The 24952-nt window shown below is 46.6% G+C and carries 26 protein-coding genes and 3 pseudogenes; 9 read left to right on the plus strand and 20 right to left on the minus strand.

Annotation, left to right across the window (positions count from 1 at the left end; genetic code table 11):
• Position 1: 1 nt before the first annotated feature.
• Positions 2 to 772, minus strand: coding sequence for an ABC transporter permease (locus tag CS369_RS00950; protein ID WP_196905646.1), 771 nt, complete (start codon positions 770 to 772; stop codon positions 2 to 4).
• Positions 769 to 1722 carry an ABC transporter ATP-binding protein gene (locus CS369_RS00955; RefSeq protein ID WP_196905647.1) on the minus strand — a complete coding sequence of 318 codons (954 nt, stop codon included), beginning with the start codon at positions 1720 to 1722 and terminating at the stop codon, positions 769 to 771. Before CS369_RS00955 ends, CS369_RS00950 begins: the two co-directional genes overlap by 4 nt.
• A gap of 114 nt (positions 1723 to 1836) precedes the next feature.
• Here CS369_RS00955 and can point away from each other — a divergent pair, with 114 nt between their 5' ends.
• On the plus strand, positions 1837 to 2478 hold the full coding sequence (can, locus tag CS369_RS00960; protein WP_196905648.1) for a carbonate dehydratase: 642 nt from the start codon (positions 1837 to 1839) through the stop codon (positions 2476 to 2478).
• 43 nt (positions 2479 to 2521) lie between these two features.
• On the opposite strand, the gene hpt is transcribed toward can, so the two are convergent.
• The gene (hpt, locus tag CS369_RS00965; protein ID WP_196905649.1) at positions 2522 to 3058 is read right to left on the minus strand and encodes a hypoxanthine phosphoribosyltransferase; all 537 of its coding nucleotides are present in this window, start codon (positions 3056 to 3058) and stop codon (positions 2522 to 2524) included.
• A 277-nt stretch (positions 3059 to 3335) separates the two neighbouring features.
• On the opposite strand from hpt, the gene CS369_RS00970 reads away from it, so the two are divergent.
• The gene (locus CS369_RS00970) at positions 3336 to 3641 is read left to right on the plus strand and encodes a hypothetical protein (RefSeq protein WP_196905650.1); all 306 of its coding nucleotides are present in this window, start codon (positions 3336 to 3338) and stop codon (positions 3639 to 3641) included.
• Positions 3642 to 3645: 4 nt separating this feature from the next.
• Here the strand turns inward: CS369_RS00970 and CS369_RS00975 are convergent, their stop codons facing one another.
• Both CS369_RS00975 and CS369_RS00980 read right to left on the minus strand, forming a co-directional pair.
• Positions 3646 to 4722, minus strand: coding sequence for an ABC transporter ATP-binding protein (locus tag CS369_RS00975; RefSeq protein WP_196905651.1), 1077 nt, complete (start codon positions 4720 to 4722; stop codon positions 3646 to 3648).
• 14 nt (positions 4723 to 4736) lie between these two features.
• Positions 4737 to 6320, minus strand: a complete 1584-nt coding sequence (locus CS369_RS00980; RefSeq protein WP_244664683.1) for an iron ABC transporter permease — start codon at positions 6318 to 6320, stop codon at positions 4737 to 4739.
• A 236-nt stretch (positions 6321 to 6556) separates the two neighbouring features.
• On the opposite strand from CS369_RS00980, the gene CS369_RS00985 reads away from it, so the two are divergent.
• From CS369_RS00985 to nrdF, 7 genes and pseudogenes are all read left to right on the plus strand, one after another.
• Positions 6557 to 6904, plus strand: a complete 348-nt coding sequence (locus CS369_RS00985) for a YacC family pilotin-like protein (protein WP_196905653.1) — start codon at positions 6557 to 6559, stop codon at positions 6902 to 6904.
• A gap of 132 nt (positions 6905 to 7036) precedes the next feature.
• Positions 7037 to 7892, plus strand: a pseudogene (speE, locus tag CS369_RS00990) (polyamine aminopropyltransferase).
• Positions 7893 to 7921: 29 nt separating this feature from the next.
• A complete protein-coding gene (gene speD, locus CS369_RS00995; RefSeq protein ID WP_196905654.1) occupies positions 7922 to 8716 on the plus strand; it encodes an adenosylmethionine decarboxylase in 795 nt (264 codons plus the stop codon).
• Between the two features lie 279 nt (positions 8717 to 8995).
• Positions 8996 to 9232, plus strand: coding sequence for a glutaredoxin-like protein NrdH (gene nrdH, locus CS369_RS01000; protein ID WP_196905655.1), 237 nt, complete (start codon positions 8996 to 8998; stop codon positions 9230 to 9232).
• Positions 9233 to 9241: 9 nt separating this feature from the next.
• The gene (nrdI, locus tag CS369_RS01005; protein ID WP_196905656.1) at positions 9242 to 9646 is read left to right on the plus strand and encodes a class Ib ribonucleoside-diphosphate reductase assembly flavoprotein NrdI; all 405 of its coding nucleotides are present in this window, start codon (positions 9242 to 9244) and stop codon (positions 9644 to 9646) included.
• Entirely contained in the window at positions 9646 to 11787 is a 2142-nt protein-coding gene (gene nrdE / locus CS369_RS01010; RefSeq protein ID WP_374191015.1) for a class 1b ribonucleoside-diphosphate reductase subunit alpha, read from the plus strand. Before nrdI ends, nrdE begins: the two co-directional genes overlap by 1 nt.
• 24 nt (positions 11788 to 11811) lie before the next feature.
• Complete coding sequence (gene nrdF, locus CS369_RS01015) at positions 11812 to 12774, plus strand: class 1b ribonucleoside-diphosphate reductase subunit beta (RefSeq protein WP_196905658.1); 963 nt, start codon at positions 11812 to 11814, stop codon at positions 12772 to 12774.
• Between the two features lie 417 nt (positions 12775 to 13191).
• Here nrdF and CS369_RS01020 read toward each other — a convergent pair whose 3' ends face one another.
• The 15 genes and pseudogenes from CS369_RS01020 to CS369_RS01090 all read right to left on the minus strand — a co-directional run bounded on the left by CS369_RS01020 (position 13192) and on the right by CS369_RS01090 (position 24815).
• On the minus strand, positions 13192 to 13527 hold the full coding sequence (locus CS369_RS01020) for a hypothetical protein (RefSeq protein WP_210769467.1): 336 nt from the start codon (positions 13525 to 13527) through the stop codon (positions 13192 to 13194).
• A gap of 31 nt (positions 13528 to 13558) precedes the next feature.
• Complete coding sequence (locus CS369_RS01025) at positions 13559 to 14095, minus strand: hypothetical protein (protein ID WP_196905660.1); 537 nt, start codon at positions 14093 to 14095, stop codon at positions 13559 to 13561.
• Entirely contained in the window at positions 14080 to 14409 is a 330-nt protein-coding gene (locus CS369_RS01030) for a hypothetical protein (RefSeq protein WP_196905661.1), read from the minus strand. Before CS369_RS01030 ends, CS369_RS01025 begins: the two co-directional genes overlap by 16 nt.
• A 47-nt stretch (positions 14410 to 14456) precedes the next feature.
• Positions 14457 to 15188, minus strand: coding sequence for a VWA domain-containing protein (locus tag CS369_RS01035; RefSeq protein WP_210769468.1), 732 nt, complete (start codon positions 15186 to 15188; stop codon positions 14457 to 14459).
• A 189-nt stretch (positions 15189 to 15377) separates the two neighbouring features.
• Positions 15378 to 15917: pseudogene (gene tadF, locus CS369_RS01040) on the minus strand (tight adherence pilus pseudopilin TadF); the annotation flags it as partial.
• A gap of 87 nt (positions 15918 to 16004) precedes the next feature.
• A complete protein-coding gene (locus CS369_RS01045) occupies positions 16005 to 16499 on the minus strand; it encodes a TadE/TadG family type IV pilus assembly protein (protein WP_196905663.1) in 495 nt (164 codons plus the stop codon).
• A gap of 29 nt (positions 16500 to 16528) precedes the next feature.
• Complete coding sequence (locus CS369_RS01050; RefSeq protein WP_196905664.1) at positions 16529 to 16942, minus strand: prepilin peptidase; 414 nt, start codon at positions 16940 to 16942, stop codon at positions 16529 to 16531.
• Between the two features lie 144 nt (positions 16943 to 17086).
• Positions 17087 to 18142, minus strand: coding sequence for a tetratricopeptide repeat protein (locus tag CS369_RS01055; protein ID WP_196905665.1), 1056 nt, complete (start codon positions 18140 to 18142; stop codon positions 17087 to 17089).
• A 106-nt stretch (positions 18143 to 18248) separates the two neighbouring features.
• A complete protein-coding gene (locus tag CS369_RS01060; RefSeq protein WP_196905666.1) occupies positions 18249 to 19097 on the minus strand; it encodes a type II secretion system F family protein in 849 nt (282 codons plus the stop codon).
• 201 nt (positions 19098 to 19298) lie between these two features.
• Entirely contained in the window at positions 19299 to 19844 is a 546-nt protein-coding gene (locus CS369_RS01065) for a type II secretion system F family protein (RefSeq protein WP_196905667.1), read from the minus strand.
• A 157-nt stretch (positions 19845 to 20001) separates the two neighbouring features.
• Positions 20002 to 21297, minus strand: a pseudogene (locus CS369_RS01070) (CpaF family protein).
• 222 nt (positions 21298 to 21519) lie between these two features.
• The gene (locus tag CS369_RS01075) at positions 21520 to 22563 is read right to left on the minus strand and encodes a hypothetical protein (RefSeq protein WP_210769469.1); all 1044 of its coding nucleotides are present in this window, start codon (positions 22561 to 22563) and stop codon (positions 21520 to 21522) included.
• The gene (locus CS369_RS01080; protein ID WP_196905669.1) at positions 22520 to 23368 is read right to left on the minus strand and encodes a type II and III secretion system protein family protein; all 849 of its coding nucleotides are present in this window, start codon (positions 23366 to 23368) and stop codon (positions 22520 to 22522) included. The genes CS369_RS01075 and CS369_RS01080 overlap by 44 nt, the downstream gene beginning before the upstream one ends.
• Before the next feature lie 8 nt (positions 23369 to 23376).
• Positions 23377 to 23922, minus strand: coding sequence for a pilus assembly protein N-terminal domain-containing protein (locus CS369_RS01085; RefSeq protein WP_196905670.1), 546 nt, complete (start codon positions 23920 to 23922; stop codon positions 23377 to 23379).
• 53 nt (positions 23923 to 23975) lie between these two features.
• Entirely contained in the window at positions 23976 to 24815 is an 840-nt protein-coding gene (locus tag CS369_RS01090; RefSeq protein ID WP_196905671.1) for a hypothetical protein, read from the minus strand.
• Positions 24816 to 24952 lie beyond the last annotated feature (137 nt).

The raw sequence follows: 24952 nt of genomic DNA on the forward strand, positions 1-24952 counted from the left end.
CTCAACTTAGCAGACCGCGCCCGCGTTCGATCAGCCACCACGCCAGCACGTAAAACACCAGAATAAACACCAGCAACACCGCCATGGTGAAAGCCAGCGGTACATCCTGAATGCCGAGAAAGCCGTAGCGGAAGCCGCTTATCATGTACACCACGGGATTGAGCTTGGACACCGCTTGCCAGAATGGCGGCAGCAGCGTCAGCGAATAAAACACGCCGCCAAGGTAGGTTAACGGCGTCAGCACAAACGTCGGGATAAGGCTGATGTCATCAAAGGTTTTGGCAAATACCGCATTCAGCAATCCGGCCAGCGAGAACAGTACCGCCGTCAGCAGTAACGTAGCCACCACCACCCACCAGGCATGCACATACAACGGGACAAAAAACAGCGACACCGCCGTGACCAACACACCGACACACACGCCGCGGGCTACCCCGCCCCCCATGTAACCGGCAATAATGATGTGTGTCGGAACCGGCGCTACCAGCAGTTCTTCAATATTGCGCTGAAATTTGGCGCTGAAGAAAGACGCTGCGACGTTGGCATAAGCGTTGGTGATCACCGACATCATGATGAGCCCAGGCACGATAAACTGCATGTAGTCGAAACCGTGCATTTCACCGATACGGGAGCCAATCAGGCTACCGAAGATAATGAAATAGAGCGTCATGGTGATCACTGGCGGCACCAGCGTTTGTATCCAGATGCGGCTGAAGCGGTTGATCTCTTTGGTCCAGATACTTTTCAGGGCGACCCAATATAACTGCGTCATGCTTTTTTCGCCTCCCCTCTGGCCTTCACATGCTTCATCTTTTCACCGTTAAGCATGGAGACGAACAGCTCTTCCAGACGGTTCGCCTTGTTACGCATACTCAATATTTGAATCCCTTGCGTGCTTAATTGGCTGAAAACGCCATTGAGTCCCTGCTCACGCATCACGTCCACTTCCAGCGTTGAAGTATCTGTCAGACGGTGGGTATACCCCTCCAGCTTGGGCAGCGGGCTTTTCGGCGCGAGATCGAGAATAAAGGTTTCCGATTGCACGTTGGCGAGTAATGCCTTCATCGAGGTGTTTTCCACCAATTCACCATGCTGAATAATGCCGATATTGCTGCACAGCATTTCTGCTTCTTCCAGGTAGTGCGTGGTGAGAATGATGGTGGTGCCCTGCGCGTTCAGCGCCTTGAGAAACCCCCACATGGAACGACGCAGTTCGATATCCACCCCGGCGGTTGGCTCATCGAGGATCAACAGTTTGGGTTCATGCATCAGGGCGCGCGCAATCATCAAACGGCGCTTCATCCCACCGGAAAGCATGTGTGCCTTTTCCTGGCGCTTTTCCCACAGATCGAGCTGCTTGAGGTATTTCTCCGCCCGTTGCAGGGCATCCTGGCGCGACACGCCATAGTACCCCGCCTGATGGGTAACGATTTGCAGCACCGTTTCAAACGGGTTGAAGTTAAACTCTTGAGGCACCAGCCCGAGTTGGCGCTTGGCGTTAACGATGTCGCGCTCCAAATCGTAGCCGAAAACGCGCACCTTACCGGAAGATTTGTTTACCAGTGAGCTGATGATACCAATCGTGGTCGATTTCCCTGCGCCGTTCGGTCCCAGCAGCGCATAAAAATCCCCAGCCTCCACGCGCAGATCGATACCGCGCACGGCCTTGACGCCCCCTGGGTACGTTTTGGTCAGTTTCTCCAGTTCCAGTGCATATGTCATAACAAGTTAACTAGCCCTATTATCAATGAGTGACTCAGTTTCGATTTTAAAACATTCACGCTTGCCTTATATTACCTTCCACTGCCCTTTTTCTGTCACAGGCCATTTACTTTCATGAAAGATATTGAAACGCTCATCGCCAACAACCAGCGTTGGTCCAACACCATGGTTGAAGAAGATCCGGGTTATTTTGAACGTCTGGCGTTGGCACAAAAGCCCCGTTTTTTGTGGATTGGCTGCTCTGACAGTCGCGTACCCGCTGAAAGCCTGACCAGCCTTGCGCCCGGCGAACTGTTCGTTCACCGCAATGTGGCAAACCTGGTTATCCATACCGATTTAAACTGCCTTTCCGTGGTGCAGTATGCCGTTGAAGTGCTCGAAGTCGAACACATCATCATTTGTGGGCATTACGGTTGCGGCGGCGTGCAGGCGGCGGTAGAAAACCCTGAATTGGGGCTTATCAACAACTGGCTGCTGCACATCCGTGATTTGTGGTACAAGCATAGCTCGCTGTTGGGAGAATTGCCGCCCGAAGAACGCTTTAACAAACTGTGTGAAATCAATGTTATAGAACAAGTGTACAACCTGGGCCACTCCACCATCATGCAATCCGCCTGGAAACGCGGCCAAAAGGTCACGATTCACGGTTGGGTGTATGGCATCAAGGACGGTTTGTTAAGCGATCTGGAAGTTACCGCGACTAGCCGCGAAACGCTGGAACAGCGCTATCGCCGTGCCATATCTTCCCTGATCTGATTTTACAGGGGCACCTTATGTGCCCCTTATCTGGCGCGACCACTTATTCCTGCGGAATCACCTTGCCAATATAAGGTAAATGCCGATAGTGCTGTGCGTAGTCGATGCCGTATCCCACCACAAATTCGTCAGGAATAGAAAAACCGACCCACTGAACTTTCACGTCCACTTCCCGACGCTCCGGCTTATCCAGCAGCGTACAGATCGCCAGCGACGCAGGCTCACGCAGACGCAGAATTTCGCGTACTTTGCTCAGAGTGTTGCCGGAATCGATGATGTCTTCCACGATCAGCACGTGTTTACCACGGATGTCTTCATCCAGATCTTTGAGGATCTTGACGTCTCGCGTAGAGCTGGTACTGCTGCCGTAGCTGGATGCCGTCATAAAGTCCACTTCGTGGGAGACATTGATAGCACGGCATAAATCTGCCATGAAAATAAACGAACCGCGCAGCAGCCCGATTAACACCAGATCGCTGTCACTGCCACGATAGTGCTGGCTGATTTCCTGACCTAATGCGCTCACGCGCGCGCGAACGTCCGCTTCGTCAATCATGACGTCCACAGTATGTTTCATCATACACATCACTCGTTTTGAAAAAGGGCGACACTACAGCGCTACGCAGCTTATTCGCAGCCTGTTCACGGTCTCTTTGAGGCGCGCAGTATAACACCACAGCACAGGGTTCTCAATGACACAGGAAAAGGCTTATGCGCCTCGCATTGCCAGACGATCACAAAATGACAGGAGTGTAAGTGAAGCGTTATCGCAGCATAAAACTGGGTAAAACGCATTGCGCCCCCCTGCCAGAGCGGCTTTGATAAGGCCTGAATTCAGCCAGCGAGAAAGGTCTTTTATGAACATGACGCACCCGCACCCTACTCTTTTGCTTGCCCTGCTGTTAGGGCTCTCTTGGATAGCGCAGGCCGCACCAGACACACCACGACCACTGCCTATCAGTGCCCCTCCCTTTGCCAAAGACGAGCTCCCTCCTCCGCCGCCTGTACCACCGCTTTACGAGGCGTCGATGCAAACCCACCAGCCCGCAGAAGCGCTTGGTAAGCTGATTGCCAATGCCCCGCAGGCGGAGAACAAAAACTATGAAGTGAGAGTGATGATTCGCGAGCTGCCATCGGCGGAGGTGAGCAAAGCCGACAAATAGCCGCTCAAGACGCGTTCTCTTCAGCGACGGGTTCAAGCGGCAACGCGGGAAACAAAATGGGCTGATCGGGTCGGATACTGATCCTGACCTGCTGCCCCGGCTCAAACCAGTTACTGGTTTGTACCGTCAGAACGCGTTCCGCCAGCCGAACCCGGTACACGTTTGAGGTTCCCAGAAACACGCGATCTTCAATCAGCGCTGCGCCATCTGGATCGAGCGCCAGCGCAATTTCTTGCGGCCGCACCAGCCAATCGCACTGGCTGCCAATCGGGAAACCAAGCGGATAGTTGGCATGAAAATCCCCCATTGGGCTTTGCCACTGATGTTCGCTCAGTACGGTAATCGGCAGATAGTTGGTGTTGCCCAGAAAATCAGCCACCGCGCGCTGAACGGGTCGATAATAGAGTTCGTAAGGATTGCCTTGCTGTATCACCTTGCCTTCATGCAATAACACCACATGATCTGACAAAGCAAACGCATCTTCGCGACTGAGCGTCGCCAGAATGGCAGCAATCTGACGCTGTTTGAGCAAATCGCGAATTTCCGCAATCAGCCGATCGCGCTGCTGGCTATCCATGGCGGGGAACGGCGCATCCAGCAGCAACAGGTGCGGCTTACACAATAACGCACGCCCCAACGCCACGCGCAGCTGCTGCTCGGCAGAGAGATCTCGAGGATAGCGCGCCGCGCACTCGGTCAATCCCAATAGCGTCAGCATCTCCTGCACCGCATCTTTATGTTCCTGCGTCATGGGCACCGGGCAGGCAAAAGCCAGATTCTCCTGCCCGGTCAAATGCGGGAACAGGGCGTAGTCTTGAAACACCAACCCAACAGGACGCTGATGCGCGGGAACAGATATCATCGGGGTGCTCATGCGCTCACCGACAAGCGCTATCTCCCCTTTTGCCACCGGCAACAAGCCTGCGATCGCTTGCAACAGCGTGGTCTTGCCGCTGTCGTGCGGACCCAATACGCAAATCAGTTCCTGCTCGCGCACTGAAAAGGTTACCGCGTCCAGCACGGGCTGCTGCCTGAGATGACAAGATACACTTTGCACCGCCAAAACCGTGGTGGGCGTCATCGATTATTTCCCTTTCAAAGCCATTGAAACCACAACATCGGCACACCGCCAATCAGCACTAAACACAGCGCTGGCAGTGCCCCCCACTGCAACAGGTTATCGGCAGCAAGACGAAAAACATACGTCGGCAACGTTTCCCACCCGAACGTGCGGAATAAAAATGCGGCATTTAACTCTTTCATGCCTTCGAAAAACAGAATCACCACGCCCATCATCACCTGTGGTTTCAGTAACGGAAAATAGACGCGCGCTCCGCGTTGCCACAGCGTGAGCCCAGCCATCGCGCTGGCCTGATCGAGAATGTTCGCCATACGTATGCTGAGCGGCTCCAACACAAAACGGCTGAATTTGGCGCAGTAAACCAGCACCATGATCAACCAGACGCTGGAAAACAGCGGGGGTACAAACGGTATCTCCGCCAGCATAGCCAGAGAACCAAGCCCGTTATCCAGTGCAATCAGAGGAATGGCAATGCCCGTCGCCAGCGCAGCCGCCGGAAATACATAGCCCCACTGCGCCAGAGCGAAAGAAACGCGTCCGGCACGTAACCCCGCCAGACGAATAAACAGCAGAAAAGGAATCATCATCGCGCACAGAATAACGGCAGCCAGCGATGCCATGGTCAGACTATTCAACAACGCGTCAAGCAGTGTTGCGCTCCAGCCGTCGCGGATATTCGCTAATTGCCAATACAGCAAGCGACCGAGCGGCAAACCGAAAGCCAACAGCGCCAGCCTCCAGCATACCAGCGTGACCAATCGCGCCATACCGGCCGTCAGCACCGGTTTGACGATGCTATCTGCGATCCCCGGAAAGGTATTTTGCCGTTGCTGGCGGGCAAAACGCAGGCCAAGCCAGGTAAGCAGCACAACAAAAGGCAACAGAGAGAGCGTCCAATGGGCGACAGCCTGAGTATCACCTTGCAACACGCCAGCATCGATCAAACGCGTTGTCAGCGTAGGCAGTGCCAGCAAGCGCGCGGTACCATAATCATTCAAGGCCTCGACGGCCACCAGCATGGCACCCATTCCGATAACCGGGCGCACCAGCGGGAAAGACAAACGCCAGAATACCTGGCGCGGCGTCAGTTTGAGTAGCTGCGCGGCCTGTAACCAATGCGGAGGTTGGGATTCCAGCGCATGACGCACCGGCAGATAAACATAAGGGTAAAAGGCCAGCGCCAGCACGACGCAAGCGCCCAACAGCGTTCGGTTGTGCGCACTTTCCTCACTGAACACAGGAAAATCCAATAGATCCCACAGTACGCCATGTTGTCCCAGCATATCGGCATAAAAATCAGCCATCAAAAAGGCGGGCATGGCCAGCGGCAAGCACAAGGTCCAGGCAACACCGCGTTTGCCGGGAAAACGGTAATAGGCCATGACCCAAGCAGCAGGCAGCCCGATCAGCAGGCTCAGCGCCACCGCACCACAGACCAGAATCGTCGTATGCAGCAGATAAAGCGGCATCCCCTGCTGCCACAGTGCTAGCATGCCGCCAGCATCGTGCCAAAATGCCAGCGCAAAGACGATCCCCACGGGAAGCAAAAATGCTCCGTTAATCACCCAATAACTGATACGCCAGAGACCCGATATCATCACACCAGCAACGGCAAATCCTATTGACCATCATCTATTAATAACAGAGGCTGAGTACGGCGTCATGTTATCAACACGGAATAAATGGGGCTTAATCCGGCCATTGGTCTCAACCGTACAGATTGGCACATCAGGGAATAACGAGTTTTACTAACGTTAACACGTAAAATAAACCTTGAACCCACTTACCCCATCTGTGATAACGTCATTTTACGATTGTTTATACAGGTTTAATCATGAAACGCTCTGCGCTGGCACTGCTGCTTATGAATCTGATGGGATTTTCGTCAGCCAGTAACGCACTGAATGAATTTGAGGCGGAAGATCTCGCTGACTTGACGGCCATTTTCGTCTATCTGAAAAACAACTGTGGCTATCAAGACATTCCCAACGATCATATTCGACGCGTGCTGATCGCTTTTGCGCAGCAAAACCGTTGGAATCTCAACAATTACAGCGACTTTGATATGACCAGCCTGGGTGAGGATAGCTACCGCGATCTGAGTAACATCCCCATCTCGACGCCCAAAAAGTGTCAATCGCTTGCGCAAAACTCGCTCGGTCTGCTCGCGTACGCGAAATAGTACTGGCGTAGGCGAAATAGTGCTCGCGTAACGTTTCCCGCATTGCCTGAAATTTCGCCGTGCAAGCCATCAGCGAGTTAGCTGTGATGGCGCGCTCATTTTCACGGCGGTTATCGCAGAGGAAGCCCTGACATGTCCCGAAAAGAGATGTGGCATGAAACGTTACATGCCAGCTTCGGCCAATATTTTTCCATTGACCAGGTGCTGTTTCATGAAAAAACTGCCCATCAGGATCTGATTATCTTCGAAAATGCGGCGCTGGGGCGCGTGATGGCACTGGATGGCGTGGTGCAAACCACCGAACACGACGAGTTTATATACCACGAAATGCTAACCCATGTTCCTCTGTTGGCACATGGCGCTGCCAAGCGTGTGCTGATTGTCGGCGGCGGCGATGGCGGTATCCTGCGCGAAGTGTGTCGCCATCCGGAAGTAGAACACATCACCATGGTGGAGATTGATGCGGGTGTGGTCAGTTTCTGTCGCCAGTACCTTCCCAACCACAGTGCCGGAGCTTATGACGATCCGCGTTTAACGCTGGTGATCGCCGATGGCGTTGATTTTGTCAGCCAAAACCGCGATAGGTTTGATGTGATCATTTCTGATTGCACCGATCCCATCGGCCCCGGAGAAAGCCTTTTCAGCTCAGCGTCTTATGATGGTTGTGCGCGCAGCCTGAATCCTGGCGGCCTGTTTGTCGCACAAAATGGCGTCTGTTTCCTGCAACAGGATGAAGCCATCAACAGCCACCGCTTACTCAACCGCTCTTTTTCGGATATCACCTTCTATCAGGAGGCGATCCCCACCTATTACGGTGGCATCATGACCTTTGCCTGGGCCAGCAACGATCCGACATTGCGCCCTGGTAGCACAGGACACGCTTGCGGCACGTTATCAGGCATCAGGCATCAGCTGCCGTTATTACAATCCGGCTGTCCACACCGGTAGCTTTGCGCTGCCACAATATCTACTGAATGCATTAGCATGACGCTTACAGCCATAAGGGGGTGACGAAAATTGCACAAGCTGAAACTGCACGGCTTTAACAACCTGACCAAAAGCCTGAGTTTTTGTATCTACGATATCTGCTATGCCAAAACCGCTGACGATCGCGACGGCTATATCGCCTATATTGACGAACAATACAACGCCAATCGTTTGACAGAGATCCTGACGGAAACCTGTACGATCACTGGAGCCAATATTTTGAACATCGCACGACAGGACTACGATCCTCAGGGCGCCAGCGTGACCATTCTGGTCAGCGAAGAGCTGATGGATCCGCGCGATGTCGATAACTCCGAACATCCCGGACCGCTGCCCCATTCCGTGGTTGCGCATCTGGACAAGAGCCATATTTGTGTACATACCTACCCGGAAAGCCATCCCGAGGGTGGCCTGTGCACCCTTCGCGCCGATATTGAAGTGTCAACCTGCGGCGTGATTTCCCCGCTAAAAGCGCTGAATTACCTGATTCACCAGTTGGAATCCGATATTGTTACCATTGACTATCGCGTGCGCGGTTTCACGCTTGATATCAACGGGGTGAAACATTTCATCGACCATCAAATCAATTCCATTCAGAACTTTATGTCGGAAGATATGAAGTCGCTGTATCACCTGATGGACGTGAATGTGTATCAGGAGAATATGTTTCACACCAAAATGCAGCTCAAGGATTTCGATCTGCGGCACTATCTGTTCAACGCCGCGCCGGAAAATCTGGAAGCGGTGGAACGCAAAAGGATCACCGATCTGCTCTATCATGAAATGCGAGAGATCTACTACGGTAGGAATCTTCCGGTTTTGTAGATGACGCAGCAGCGGGCCCACAGTGGTCCGTTTTTTTATTCTCAACCACGCCCCCGTTTCCCCTTGGTAGCACTGTCCTCTTCCGCCATTCCGATCTCATCCTCAACGAACCCACACTAAGCACCATATATTGTATGGTTGAAATTAAAAACATCTACATCTAGTATTTAAACACGCCAAGGTTATCGATGAGGCGCGTTTCGCAGAAAGGCGGCAGCGGAAGGGTGTCACAAGGCCGCTTTACCATACTGACTTTAACCCAAAAAATAAATACGAATCATGCGCATTACTATTTTTACTAAACCGCACTGTGTTCAGTGCAATGCGACGTGCCGTGCTTTGGATAAACAAGGTATCGCTTATCAGCTTATCGACCTGACAGAAGATGAGCAGGCATTACAGCGGGTAAGGGCATTGGGCTATCAACAGGTACCGGTCGTTATGACAGAGGACGACCACTGGAGCGGTTTTCGCCCGGATAAACTCGGCGCATTGCGCTCAGCGCAGTTGCAATAAGGGGGCGCAATGAATCCACTTGTCTATTTTTCCAGCCAATCGGAAAACACGCATCGGTTTATCGTTCGTGTGGGTCTACCCGCTCTGCGCATTCCGATAGCAGAAGACCAGCCGGTACTCAACGTGGCACAACTGTTCATTCTGGTTGTGCCCAGCTACGGCGGAGGAAGCAGCAAAGGTGCCGTGCCGCACCAGGTCATTCGCTTCCTCAACGACGCCAACAACCGGGCCGGTCTGCGCGGCGTGATTGCGGCAGGCAATATGAACTTCGGCACCGCGTATTGTCTGGCTGGCGACATTATCGCGCAGAAATGCCAAGTGCCGTACCTGTATCGTTTTGAACTGCTCGGCACACCGGAAGATGTCATCAATGTGCGCAAAGGAGTAACCCAATTTTGGCAACAACATCCGTAATCAATACACCCACGCAGGGAAAAAGCGACAACACGCTCGATTACCATGCGCTTAATGCCATGCTGAATCTCTATGACGCTGACGGGCACATTCAGTTTGAAAAAGACCGGCTGGCGGCACGACGCTATTTCCTTCAGCACGTCAACCAGAATACGGTGTTCTTCCACAATTTGGAGGAGAAACTGCGCTATCTGGTAGAAGAAGGCTACTATGAAGCAGAGGTATTGGAACAGTATCAATTCAGCTTTATCAAGAGCCTGTATCAGCAGGCCTATGCGCACAAATTCCGTTTCCAAACCTTCCTTGGCGCGTTCAAATATTACACCAGCTATACGCTGAAAACCTTTGATGGCAAACGCTATCTGGAACGCTATGAGGACCGGGTCTGTCTGGTTGCTTTGACGTTGGCCAAGGGCAATACTCAACTTGCCAGCGCATTGGTCGATGAGATCATCAGCGGTCGCTTTCAACCCGCGACGCCTACCTTTCTCAACTGCTGTAAAAAACAGCGTGGTGAGTTGGTCTCCTGTTTTCTGTTGCGTATTGAAGACAACATGGAATCTATCGGGCGCGCCATCAATTCCGCGTTACAACTCTCTAAGCGTGGCGGTGGCGTTGCCTTTACCTTGACCAACATCCGCGAAACCGGTGCACCGATCAAACGTATTGAAAACCAGTCTTCCGGTATCATCCCCATCATGAAGATGCTGGAGGATGCTTTTTCCTATGCCAATCAGTTGGGTGCACGGCAAGGTGCAGGTGCAGTCTATCTCAATGCGCACCATCCCGACATTTTGCGTTTTCTCGATACCAAGCGTGAAAACGCCGATGAGAAAATCCGGATTAAAACACTCTCTCTTGGCATCGTGATCCCGGATATCACCTTTCAATTGGCGAAAACCAATCAGGTGATGTACCTGTTCTCTCCCTACGATGTGGAACAGGTGTATGGCTTGCCCTTCTCGGAAATCAGCGTGAGCGAGAAGTACCATGAGATGGTAAACGATAAACGCATCTGCAAATCGCAGATCAAGGCGCGCGAATTCTTCCAGATTCTGGCCGAAATACAGTTTGAATCTGGCTACCCCTACATGATGTTTGAAGATACGGTGAATCGCGCCAACCCGATTCATGGCCGAATCACCATGAGTAACCTGTGCTCGGAGATCCTTCAGATCAACGAAGCCAGCCTTTACGATGACTACTTAGGCTATCGCCACATCGGCAAGGATATCTCGTGTAATCTAGGGTCGTTGAACATCGCTAAAACCATGGATTCACCTGATTTCGGCAATACGGTTGAAACCGCAATTCGCGCATTGACGGCGGTCTCTGACATGAGCCACATCGCTTCTGTGCCCTCCATCGCCAAAGGTAATGATGACTCCCATGCCATTGGCCTCGGACAAATGAACCTGCATGGTTATCTGGCTCGGGAACGGATTTTTTATGGCTCGCCGGAAGGCATCGATTTTACCAACATCTACTTCTACACCGTGGCATATCATGCACTGTGCGCCTCGAACCAACTGGCGATTGAGCGTGGGCGCACCTTTGCAGGGTTTGCACAATCGACCTATGCGTCCGGCGACTATTTTGGCAAATACATCGAACGCACCTGGCAGCCGGAAACGGAACGCGTGCGTGAACTGTTCGAGGCGGCGCAGATTGTTATTCCTTCACAGCAAGCATGGACCGAGTTACGCGATTCCGTGATGGCGCACGGGCTGTATAACCAAAACTTACAAGCGGTGCCACCTACCGGATCGATCTCTTACATCAACCATGCAACCTCCAGCATTCACCCCATCGTGTCACGTATCGAGATCCGCAAAGAAGGCAAGATTGGTCGCGTTTACTACCCTGCCCCCTACATGACTAACGACAATCTGGATTACTACCAGGATGCTTACGAGATCGGTCCGGAAAAAATCATCGACACCTACGCCGCCGCCACCCAGCACGTCGATCAAGGGCTGTCGTTAACCCTGTTTTTCCGCGATACCGCCACCACTCGGGATATCAATAAGGCACAGATTTATGCCTGGAAAAAAGGCATTAAGACCATTTATTACGTGCGCATACGCCAGATGGCGCTGGAAGGCACCGAAGTGCAAGGCTGTGTCTCCTGTGCGCTCTGATAGGTTTCTCGAAGGAATTTAACGATGACTCTGCTCACACGTGTAAAAGCGATCAACTGGAACAAAATCGAAGACGACAAGGATTTGGAAGTGTGGAATCGTCTGACCAGTAACTTCTGGCTGCCGGAGAAAGTGCCGCTGTCGAACGACATTCCCTCCTGGGGCACGTTAACCCCCCAGGAGCGCCAGTTAACCATCCGCGTTTTTACTGGCCTTACGCTGCTGGACACCATACAAAACACCGTGGGTGCCCCTACCTTGATGCCCGACGCTGTCACCCCGCATGAGGAAGCCGTGCTGTCAAATATCAGCTTTATGGAAGCAGTACACGCCCGCTCATACAGTTCGATTTTTTCGACGCTCTGTCTCACCAGCGAAGTGGATGATGCCTATCACTGGAGTGAAGAAAACGCCACGTTGCAAAAAAAAGCCACACTGATTCTTGAACAATACCGCAGCAGCGATCCCCTGATGAAAAAGATCGCCAGCGTATTTCTCGAATCGTTTCTGTTCTATTCCGGCTTTTATCTGCCGATGTACTGGTCTAGCCGAGCCAAGCTGACCAACACCGCCGATCTGATCCGCCTGATTATCCGTGATGAAGCCGTGCACGGGTATTATATTGGCTATAAATTCCATCAGGGTCTCGCCAACGTTGACGCTGTGCGGCAACAGCAGATAAAGGACTACGCCTTCGATTTAATGCAGGATCTCTATGACAATGAAATCCTCTACACCGAGGCACTGTACGACGGTGTGGGCTGGACGGAGGATGTGAAAAAGTTTCTGCATTACAACGCCAATAAAGCATTGATGAACCTTGGTTATGAAGCGCTGTTCCCTGCCAACATGACCGATGTCAATCCGGCAATCCTTTCCGCATTGTCACCCAACGCGGATGAAAATCACGATTTCTTCTCCGGTTCAGGCTCTTCATACGTCATCGGTAAGGCGGTTAATACCGAAGATGATGACTGGGATTTCTAAGCGACAGAACACGGCCCGGGAGCGACGCTCCCCGGGCCCCGATCCCTTCAGACGACACAACAGACTTAGCGCAGAAAAAAATAGCCGTGGGGAATAGAGGGCGTAGCCGTTAGTTTACACGGTACAGGCGCTCTGCCCCGGTTGCGGTTACTGCTTATTGAAAAATTGTTCAAAGAAAAAATCCCCAGATGCGTTATCCACCATAGCAAATAAAGAGAGTATTCACTGCGAATATCCATCTTTCGCTTTAAACGACTAATAACGGAGTAGGCTATATCCTTAAGCCTAGCAGGCATATGACCATGTGTTATTTCCTCCCAATACCGTAACAGTTGTCGCTCGTGTAAATTAAACCTGACATAGGAGAATTTCTCTTTGTCTAAACCCCCTAGCCAAGAATGGCTTAGCATAAATAAATCACGATTGGCGATATCTGAAGACACCACGATACAATAAGGACTCAGCACCAAATGTCGCTTCAAGCGTCGTAGTTTGATCATATCGGAAAAAAATACGATAAACGATGATATCGCTGTTATTGGCGAGCAATAATCGGTTGGTCCTCTCCATCTCATGAAAGGTTTGATTACCAATGACCAGCACATTACGGTATTCTCCCCTACGCGTTAGCTTTTTCTCATTGTAGTGATCGAATACATCCACATCAGGATTGCTATCGAATTTTTTATAAAAAAGATCGCTCAACCCTATATAACGATAATAGAGTGTATCCGCAATGACTATTGTTCTCATACTCATCCCAAACACGGACGCAGCCTATCGATTAAAAACCACTTTTATCGATAAAGTTTAATTTCTCTTTTTTAGCTATTTTTGCCAGTATATTCACCAGATCTAGGTAATTACTCACAACAAAAGCGTTATTGTCTCCAATACAGAGTTTCCGCCAAAATTTAACATTATCACCATCAACCCCATCCTTAGCCAATGAAATAAAAAAGATATCTACCTCCACTGTCTTATGGATTTTATTATATGATAACAAACACTCTTTTATTATTTTGCAAATATTGTGTTTCTCATGAAGCGCTGTGGTCAACTCTTTCGGCTTACCGCTATCCTCCCCATCACTAATGACTTTTTTAGGATTATTACCCTTCGCGATAATAGGTAGCGATCGCAACAAACCACTGCTACTATCAGTGCTTCCTCCAAGAAGGTCCCTTTTCTTAAAGTGAGAGATAATGTCAGCATTAGAGGTTAATTCAATTAAATAAGAGTACGGAGACTCACTGTCTCGCGACAACCCAGCAAAATCAGTTATCGTCTTTACTTGAGATTCATTTATTGACTTTCCCACCCTCGCACAGAACCAATACACATGTGATAAAACATACTATCTTCTTCATAATAAGGGAAGTAGGTATAGGTAGTAACTGATTTATCAGAAAACAAATAGTCATCCTTCAAAGTTTCATCGAAATCAATAGTTTTAACATTTACAACATTTACATAATCTTTTGCTAATGTGGATAATTTCTTAGCCTTATTATAATGAAGAGTAAATTTTTCAGGATGCGCCCGCAAATTAGCATGAGGATCAGCATCACAGCTGTAAGAACCATTTTCCTTAGAAATTTCAGCGCACCATTTTTCATTAACTATTTGATCCATGGTAAGCCCCAAAACAGGCGAGACGATTGATCTATAATAAGAGGTAATTACATTATCCTGCTGGTCGAAACTCTTATTTTTCTCATTGAAATTTTTATTATACCAAAAGTTAAAATCAATCTTTTTATTGCTAACACCCGCATACTCTTTTTTAAGCTTACCGACAAAAGAACGCCAGTTTCTTTTCCACCAAAAAGGTCTTTTTTATTCAATTTAACAGGAACACCAAAACCAATATTAAAAGGAACAATACCAATGGTGTTTTTCTCATCACCATTAAGAATGGTTTGAGAAAAATCCACTACCGCTTTTTTTAAAATATCATATTTTACACCACCTTTAACATCAGGTTTCACCCCATTAATATCCTCGCCCATTGAGCCAGAAACGTCTACAACAAAAACGAAATCTGTAGGGAAACTTTTCTGCTCCATCGATTTTCTTACCGTACCAGCAGACTTGTCAGCACGAATATGAATATCATCGCTAAATCCAACCTCATTATATTTTTTGAAGATAGGATGTAATGTCGCAATCCCTGATGCATTATAATCAATTGAGGTTAATTTTTTTGAATTATCACGATTTAGACTGACAATAACGTCCAGATCGCTATCAGTAAACGTCACGTTGGGCAGATAATAATTCAGATAGTGGCTCAGAACCTTTTCATTGGTCTCTTTGTTTCCATGCTTAACAGCACATTCTTTATCCGCAACGTAATCACAGCGATCGTTTATCGCAATGGCTAATACCCCCTGATTCATCGCATCTGCCAATCGGGCACGGTTTGACTGGAAATGCGCCCCATCAAGTGCAAAAGAAAAAAAACATCAATAACATTGGAAACATAATAGCAAACGGCAATGTCATTGCCCCAGACTCTCTGCGGAATACCAACAGAAAGAAATCAATAGCGTATTTTATCTTCATGACGCTCCCTGAAATAATCATCGAACTCCAAAAACTCACCGAGGGATTACCGCGTTACTCAGAGAGATATTTCCTACAGATAGTCCAATAGCACCTAATATTTTCAGTAACAAACTATACTGACCTTGAGTACAGAGAGTGACTTGATAAACAGGTAGCCAATACTCAGTTCGCGTCGACCCAGTATCAGCATGAGAAAAAGGGGAAAGAGGAATACGTTTAGTGAAATCCTTTGCAAACTCTGAATTTGGGCAATTGCCATCGGTTACATGAACCACAGTAAAGGATATGGGCTTACCTTTTATCTTTTTTTCTGACTTTATATCTTCATCAAAATAGATAGCATCCAAATAGAGATTATACTTTTCTCCAATGTGAGATTCAGCCAAGAGCATCTTTGCAAGTAAATCTAACTGATTGACATCATCCTGTGTCAAGATCTCTTTTCCATGATAAAGTACAGTGCGTTCACGCAGCACTGTGGCAAGAGAATGATTGACACGTTCCATATAGCCTTTGTTTAAAAAATATCGACCGTAATCAACTAATAAAAAACAGAGTAGTACGACAGAAAAAAGTAGAAAAAAAACTCAATCGCTACGCTTCTTTTCTCACTTTTTATCTCAGACAGCAATTTTCCATTTCTGCAAAGCGAAGACATATTACAATTCTGCTCGCTGAAATTCCTGAACAAAAGCAACCTTTCTCTTCCATCGCTGTTCAACCATCACTGTCGGAAATAGAAAGAAGAGAGGCTGGTAATGAATATTCACGTGATACAATGCCAACGGTTTTCCAACTGCATGAGTCGATGAGCAATGTTTGCCATTCTCAATTAACGCAGCAATATCATCACAATATTGTGCAGACGCACTTATCTTATTTTCTTTGGTAAATAATGGCCATACACCTAAACCCTTATTTAAGGCTTTCGTAAAATAAGCGTTATAATCGCTGTCAGGCTGACGAAGCGATGTACGATAGCTGGATTCAGCCAGAATCAAATCCAAGGCAGATAAAATATAAACCACCCGGCACAGCTCTGCGAGAAAAAGAAATGCCATAATAAAAGGGATAAAGATCAAAGAAAACTCAAGCGCGGCACTTCCAGTGCTCGAACGATACCATAAAAGCACATTTTTTCTCTTGTTGTTCAATTTTTTATTCCTTTTACTTACACTGCTCACTACAACCAATAGCCAGAGTAAATAGCAACACCATAGGGTACTGTGATGACATTCTGTTTTGAGAACAGTCGATAATATAAACACGTAAACAGCGAGAGTGAGATCCCTGCCATTCCCGTCAAAAATAGAAAATTACCCATCTCTGTCGTTGAAAGCCCCGTTGATAATGCACATACCAGTTTAACATCGCCTGCACCGATTACGCCGACTATAGATAAAACAAAACCAAGACAAAACAATAGCAACAGCAATGTTAAAGAGAGATCTTCAGGATGATGAAAGGCTAATAAAAGTGAGAGAGAAAAAATGAGCAATGTCGTCGCATTGGTAATTTTACGACAACGAATATCCGTATAACAGACGAACGTCAATATTATAATAATAGCCATTGCCAGTATCCCTTCTACTTTCACTTTACATCATTACTTAAAAATGCCAGAAGCGCTTATAATCCACTGAATGGTATGGTGTAATGAATCAACAGACGATTTGGTAATCAACCTAATACAATAAAAACCCGTTTGATGATACAACTCAGAGAATATCCCCGATAAAAATTAGCCGTGATAGAAATCAAACACTAATCTCTCCGGTGCTGATTTCTCAGCCTCAAGGTGAAATACCTTCAACTTATCCATTTTTTTCTTTAATAAGAACTTCACCAAAATGGTATTTTTATCTTTATGTGCAATTGAAATTGACCTTACATTACCGTCTGCCATCAAGTTGTTTCCTATGCACAATATGTCATCACTCGCCGTCACGCCTTGTAATTCATAGACTATCTGGTTCAGCGCTCTATCACCGAGCTCTTTAACTGCTATTCTTTCCCGTGACTCCATTGCCATGCGGAAATATTTTTCATGTTGTCCCGCCCGCACCGCAATAATCTCGTTATTATGTTCTTTCGATAACGGTAATGCGGGCGTAGCATCTTCGTCATCCTGGCCTTTTTTTATCGATACATCTTGCTTAGCCAACAATTCGCGTTGCTGTAACTGGCGTTGAGAGCGGGGCTTGATTTTTGATAACGATTCAAGCAAGCCATCACTGATATCAACGTTCTTTGCTCGATGCAATACCGCTTCAGCTCCCTCAAAATCTCGCATTTTCACTAGTAGAAACACTAAATTATGTAATAGATTTTCACCCGTATACCCTCGTGCATACAAGGGTGCCAGATAACCCCTTGCGGTAGGATAATCCTCTTGCATAATGGTCAACATCGCGAGGTTATTAATGACTTTATCTTCATCAACAAAATGCGTTCGGGCTTTATCGAACGATACTTTGGCGGCAAGATAATTGCCCTGCTGCGCCAGTAACACGCCTTGTATGTTTAACACTTCCCCATTTTCAGGGTTTTTATTTAAAGCCGCCCTAACTCTGTCAAGCGCTTCAGCAATGTGTCCTTGTTCCAGCAAATTCTTGCCTTCAAGTAACAGAATATCCTCATCGGGATTATCGACCAGCAAAGGCCCTAAATAATGCCTTGATGATTCATAATCCATCGCAGAGTGGTAATGATTTGCCAAAATATACCGTGTTTTTTTATCCTCTTTTCGATTTAGTTTTTCACGATATAACTTAATTAGCTCTTGAAAATCATTCATCTTGGTAAGAATAAACTCCTTCTGCTCCTCGTCAATAGCATTGTGATTTCCGCTTTTGGTAACACATCCTGCGAGAAAAAAACTGAAAGTAATAATAAAATATGAACTAATTTCTCCATAATGCCATCATCCCTATAAAACCTGGTCCGACAATTATTGCCAACAATGGAAAAATAATAAAGCCAATCATCGGCATGGTCATTTTGGCAGATAAGCTTGCCACTTTTTCTTCCATATCGAGTAACTGTATATCTCTTATTTCCTTACCTAAAGCGATTAACATTTTATAAATGGATGAGCCAAAATTTATGCTCTGCTGTAATGTAGTACAGAACATTCTCACTTCATTACTGGCTATCTCTTGATAAAGTTGTTCCAATGCGGCATTGATTCCACTAACCTCTGTTTTTAGCATGACACGTTCCAGAATTTTAGCAATATCCTTATTAACATGCTTAGTGTTATCACTAATATATCGCATAAATTTTTCAACCGTCATTCCAGACTGAATACAAACCGCCATCATATCAATAATAAAAGGCAAATCGTTTGATATGCTTTTTAACCGTTTTACGATAATACGTTTTTTGACCACATCAGGTAAAATAATGACTGATACACTCAGGATTAAAAAACAAATGAGTAAAACATTCATTGACACCTGGAGGATACCACTTATGTTCAGTAAAAATAATACGCCTTCAAGCGTAACAACGGTTAGCATTTTTAGTATCACATTTTTATCTAACAATGATGCAATCGAAATCAAACGGCTTGATTTTATCAAAATCGTCTCAACATGCGATGCGTTATCCTGATTTTCAGTATCATTCAATGAATGTTTATATACATTCAACAACATTAATGATTTGTTTTTATTCTTATCTTTAAAAAAATGGATGAGAAGTCCACCCAGGCCCAGAACCATCATGAGCAGTGAAAACAGATAAAACATAACTCACCTATAACTTATTCATTATTAACCAAAGGATAAAAATGCCAGAGGAAATACTGCCTACCGCATAATAAAGTATGAATTTACCCATTGGGTCATAAATCAATATAGCAAAACTGTCTGGCGAAGTGTATTTTATGAAAAAGAAGAAAAAAATCGGAATGGCCGTTAATATTTTTACAGAGATTCTTACTTCAGATGTCATGGCCAATTTTTTTTATCAATAATTCTTCCATTAGAGATCATGGTTGCTAACCGCGTCATGACGTCCTTGATTTGGCCTCCCCCTTTCATATTCACCAAGACAGTGACAATAAAAAAATAATACTCTCTATAAGGTAAACGTTGATACGACTCCATCAAAACACTTTCAATATCCTCACCAATTTCAAGACGCTGAGATATTTTTCTAAACTCTTCGCCAACAATACCTGCAATTTTTTCACCACACAGCTCAATGCCGAGCATCACTGAATTCCCAGCGCTAATAACGCTGTTAATAATATTCAACGCCTCCGAAAATGTGGTTTCGAATGCTATTCGCGCCGCTTTTTTACTCCGTTGGAAAAGTATATACAATGTCAACAACAACATGAGCGGCGATACAATAAGTAAATCAATATGTAAATACTCCAGGCTACTATAAATGCTTACCCCTTGAACAGCGAAGAAAACCAAACCATTTTTTAACGCCAGGTCATGCTCTTTACCTAGCAAATACCGAAAAATATCACTGAAAAGTGCCACCAAACGTTGCCATAATGCATGCTGCTTAAGTTGGTGGGTTAACTTGTTAGTTGTCGGTACAGTAGCAACGTGACGTAATCGTTGAATATTTTTTTCTTCCGATGCTCGAGCACGAGTTGAAGCAAGCCAAGCAGAAGCATGCTTATGAAGATAAAGATCATGGTAATTTATTTCCGAACAGTTGCTTCAAGGGCTCTTGCATATCATGGATTATTGCCTGTTGGTATACGGTTGAGCGCTGTAATAGGCCGTAAGAGGTAAAACTACCTTGAATTGCCCCCGTTTCAGAACGTTCGGCCTGCGCGGAATAGCTGAAGATATCTTGCAAGATAATGTTATCGCCTTCCATACCCATTACTTATGTAATGTTAATCACTTTTAGTGAGTCATCAGGCAAGCGCGATACCTGAACAACGATATGGACTGCCGATACGATATTGCGGCAGATTGCTGCAAGGAGAAGTGCCGCGCTTGACATCATGACCATACTTTCAAGACGCGCTAAGGCATCATGCGGCGAGTTGGCATGCAAGGTTGACATGGAGCCATCATGGCCGGTGTTCATTGCCTGCAACATTTCGAACGCTTCTTCTCCCCGGCACTCCCCGATAATGATGCGATCGGGTCTCATACGCAGTGCATTGACGACGAGATGACGCATAGTAATCTGGCCTTGGTTCTCGGCACCGGCCATACGGGTTTCCAGCCTGACAACATGCGGTTGCTGCAAACGCAACTCAGCTGCATCTTCCAGCGTCAGTACCCGCTCGCCTTCATCGATATAATGGGACATGGCATTTAGCCGGGTTGTTTTCCCAGACCCGGTCACGCCAGAGACAATAATATTTACGCGACAGCGACTCGCGATGACCAGGAAATTCGCCATCATCTCATTCATACTGCCGTACTCAATCAGATTGGCCAGCGTTCTCTGCCCGGAGCCAAACTTACGAATTGAGATCGAGGCACCATCCAGTGCAACAGGCGCGATGACCACGCTCAGGCGACTACCGTCAGGCATGCGCGCATCGACCAACGGTTGCGAGTCATCAACGCGGCGCCCCACCCGCGCAACCAGTCGACGGGCAATATCAATCAACTGCTCGTTGCTGATAAAACGCTTATCGACTAATTCCAATTTCCCCGCTCGCTCAACAAAAATAAGTTCAGGCCCATTAACCAGAATGTCACTGACACTTTCATCTTCCATCAACTCACGCAGCGGTCCATACCCCGTAATCTCATCGGCAATCAGCTCGCTTAAGCAGTTGCAAACCCGGCTTGAAAGATATTGTCCTGTGTTATTCATCACGCGCTGAATGGCGTCGTTAACTTCTCGCAACAGTGCATCGCGCTGATTTTTCAACTCATCAATGCGCTCTAAATCGATATTTTTAAGCACCTGCTCGCGGAAATAGAGCAGTGTGCTGGTCATTTCAGTTTCAATATTCATCACCTTTTCCCTCTTTCACTTGTTCTGTTTCCCACGGCTCAGATATCAAAAAGACCAACAATCACACGATCGCATTTTGACGCGCAGTACGACGAAAAGTCGGCAGGCAAAACAGAACTTTACGAGAGGACTTAGAGCCCAACGACTTGCCTAACAGGTGAGCAGCAAGTCGATAAAGTGAACTCTCTGAGGAGAGTGGATTATGATGAACATTGTAGGCATTTACGCTTCAATATCAGCATTAACAAGCTCATCCGTATTTTTGGGATGACTCTCGTTTAAACACGGCAAAATACGCGTTTCTTTCAGCGGGTTTGCCAGCAAGAAACGTTTATGCTCTTCAAGTATATTTTTCGCCACACGCAATGAGGCTAACGCCCGTGAAATCACCAACACAACGACATGGGACTGCATAAATACCTGTTCCAGTTGCTGTTCGAGGTGTGTATGAATTCCATGATCAAAGAAATCCAGATTATATCGATTAAACGCGGTATCCTCATACAGCCATGCTGCGTCGCACGTTTCCATCTTTACCGACTGATGAGCGGTAAGATCGGCAATGCTGCCGTCGCTGGGTAATGCTTTCGCTAACAATAAATCCAAATCCCGACTGCCGCTGCACCCCTGCACCAATAGCATGGGTATTGAGGTCAGCATTCCCGCGGCCTTAAAAAGTTGATGCGCCACAGTGGATGCGCCTGCCCCTCCCTTGCATCCCAAGACGCTGATTTTCATCGTCACTCTGTTATGCGTAGCCGGAATAGGGTCACGAATCAGATCGGGCAATTGCGCTAACTGTGATCCAATATGCCGATAGTTGGTTCCTGCCATCATCAACGCATGTGCAAAGCCGATTGAGTCATTATTGCCCACCAGAATCGGTTTTGCCGAAACCGGGATGAGTAGCGCAACCATCTGCATAATAAGTTCAACATTATCCACATCGCCAATATCGACAATAACCTCGCTGGCATCGCTGGCAGCTAGATTATCATTCATAGTAAAAAAATCCGCTTCATGCAGTGTGACATCATCTAAATGATGCATTAACAACTGACTGACAATATCAGACATCACATCAGGTCGTGGTGAAATAATTAAAATAGGCTGTGCAAATTTTTTCTTCTGCGACTTCACAGTTGTATTTTTATTATTCGATTTAGTATCAAAAAATAATTTCATGCGAAACTTCAATGTATAGCGCCCTGGTTTATCATGACTATTTGGCAAAACCACCGCGTTCCATAAAACTGCAAGCATCACTGGCAAGCCGTCCTTCACGGGTATTTTTATTTACACCACTATTAAAAAATAATTGAACGGATAAGCTACGGTGATATTCAGGTAACTTAATTTTCTGTCGTGATGCCGAAGACTCGGGTTTAACCAGATCGACAGTCGCAAAGACCACCAATTCTATTTTATTTCTTTCCGTGTGAGATTTACGCGCCAGCGCCCCAAGAATAGGGATATCACTAATGAAAGGGACCTTGGTCAGTGATTCCACATCCTCTTCATTGAGTAGGCCCCCAATCACAAAGCTATCACCATCAGCCACTTCGATCGTAGAACTGGAACGCCGCGTTTTTATCCGAGGTATGCTGTAATTATTGTATGCATAACTCCCTGAGACACTGCTGATTTCGTTAGAAACCAACAATTTTATTTTCTGTTTCTTTTCAACTTTAGCAGCAACATTTAATCGAATACCATATTCTTTATATTGTATCGTTGTACCCTCTTTACTTTGTACTAACAGCGGGATTTCACCGCCGACTAAAAAGTTGGCAACTTCACCGGACAACACGGTGAGATTAGGTTGAGCGAGTACTCGAGCCAAACGGTCATTATTAACAGCACTGATTGTGGTACTGATATTTTCTGCATCGAATCCACGTTTAAGACCAATCAAACTGAAAACACCAGGGTCATTAATAGCTCCATTTCCTTTAATCAGTCCACTAAGGGTTAAATTACTCCACTCAATCCCTAAAGTGTCTGTGAAATTTTTACTTACCTCAACAACGCTGAGCTTTACGTTAACTTGATTGGATGAGGGTAATTGCAATCTGTTTATTACATTGCTATAGATTTTTTTGTCATGAAGAAAACTTCTGAGCTTTCCTGATCATCAGTATTATACTTTACCTTCAGATCTCGGTTTTCCTTCCCTACGACACTGCCCACTAACTGATATACCGCCCCACGGGTTTTCTCATCTGGCGCAGTCCCCGTCAGGATATAAGATTTACCTTCACCGCTGATAAAACTCTTAACTACCACCTGACTACCGGGAAATTCAACCGCAATGCGCTGATTGATATCCCCCAGGAATGAATCGACATTTATTTGTAAATCATCCAAATTTTTTGTGTCAGCATCATAGGCAGTGACCTCTGAAATACCGAGTACTTTCGCATATAATACGATGGTGTTTTCATTCAATACTTTATAGTCCGCTACTGAGGGATCTGAGATAAATACCGTATTAACACGCCCTTTGGTTCGTAATGTTTTTGACTGCGCAGGCTTTAAAAAGAGTTGATTGGCCATTACGGTTAACGGACACAATAAAATCAGTGCTAGCATCAGGCGAGCGTGAAATGAGAAGCGCTTCATCATCAAACTTTTTCCTCTGTTAAAATTTCCCTATCAGCCCCAACAGGCAAGACCTGTTAACCACGCCACTCGTGTGTGGGCCGCGAGCGAGGTTCATCAAATAGGGGGGCACTACTGACGGGCCATGTTGCCTCTTTGCCGGATAGCGTTTCACTACCTCTCGAACGCAAGTCAATAGGGTTTCTGGCCGTGGGAAATAGCTGTATCCTGGCGTTGCCTTCTAATCCTTTTAGCAGCTTGATTTCTGCATCTCTCAGTTTAACCAGGAGTTGGCTTCTGCTTTCTTGAGACTTCTCTTTTTCATCCGGGTTTACCCGACGAATTGCTAATACACGCCTATTAATCATCAGGGGTTTAAGCCGTGTATCGCGAATCGATTTAGCGGGAGAAATGATGTCCTCACTTCCGTTATCGTCTTGACGGAGTCCATAGGAAAGATAGGTATCCACACTGGCACCTGGCTTTAAATTGGTTAACAGATAATTATCAGAAGCATCTAACTCAAAGGGATAAAGCACATTTCCTGGCATGATAAACATAGCGATATAATCATCACTGCCGGGCTCAACCAATGCAGTTGGTTGAAGGTAGCTGCCTTTGGCTACCGCACTTTTAAGGGCCCAATGAATAAGGTCATTTTCTTTTATATTGAACTGCATATCAGTGCTTTCTGGTGATACAGATATATTTTTCAATTGAAAATCGTCTTTCTTCAGAACATTGTTAGCAGACAGGTCTCGCTGGGCGACGGCCACGACAATAGTTTTTGTTAAAGAATTCGCCCGCATTTCACTCGTTCCTGGTGTCGGCGTACGTGCGGATTTCATATAGAATAAAATACCAATGCTGCCAGTCAGAATCATTAGCATGTAAATAATCAATGCGCTCTTTTTCATTTCAACGCTAATCCGCTTTCGCTGTTGTTATAAAATTATAATCAGGTATAATACCCATTATAAAATATCTATGTTCACCCCCGTTTTTGCAACACTGATTTTCGATTGATGTTGGGCTTGCTTAAATCTATCCGGCG

The sequence above is a fragment of the Candidatus Symbiopectobacterium sp. 'North America' genome, from assembly GCF_015762685.1.
Lineage (GTDB): Bacteria > Pseudomonadota > Gammaproteobacteria > Enterobacterales > Enterobacteriaceae > Symbiopectobacterium.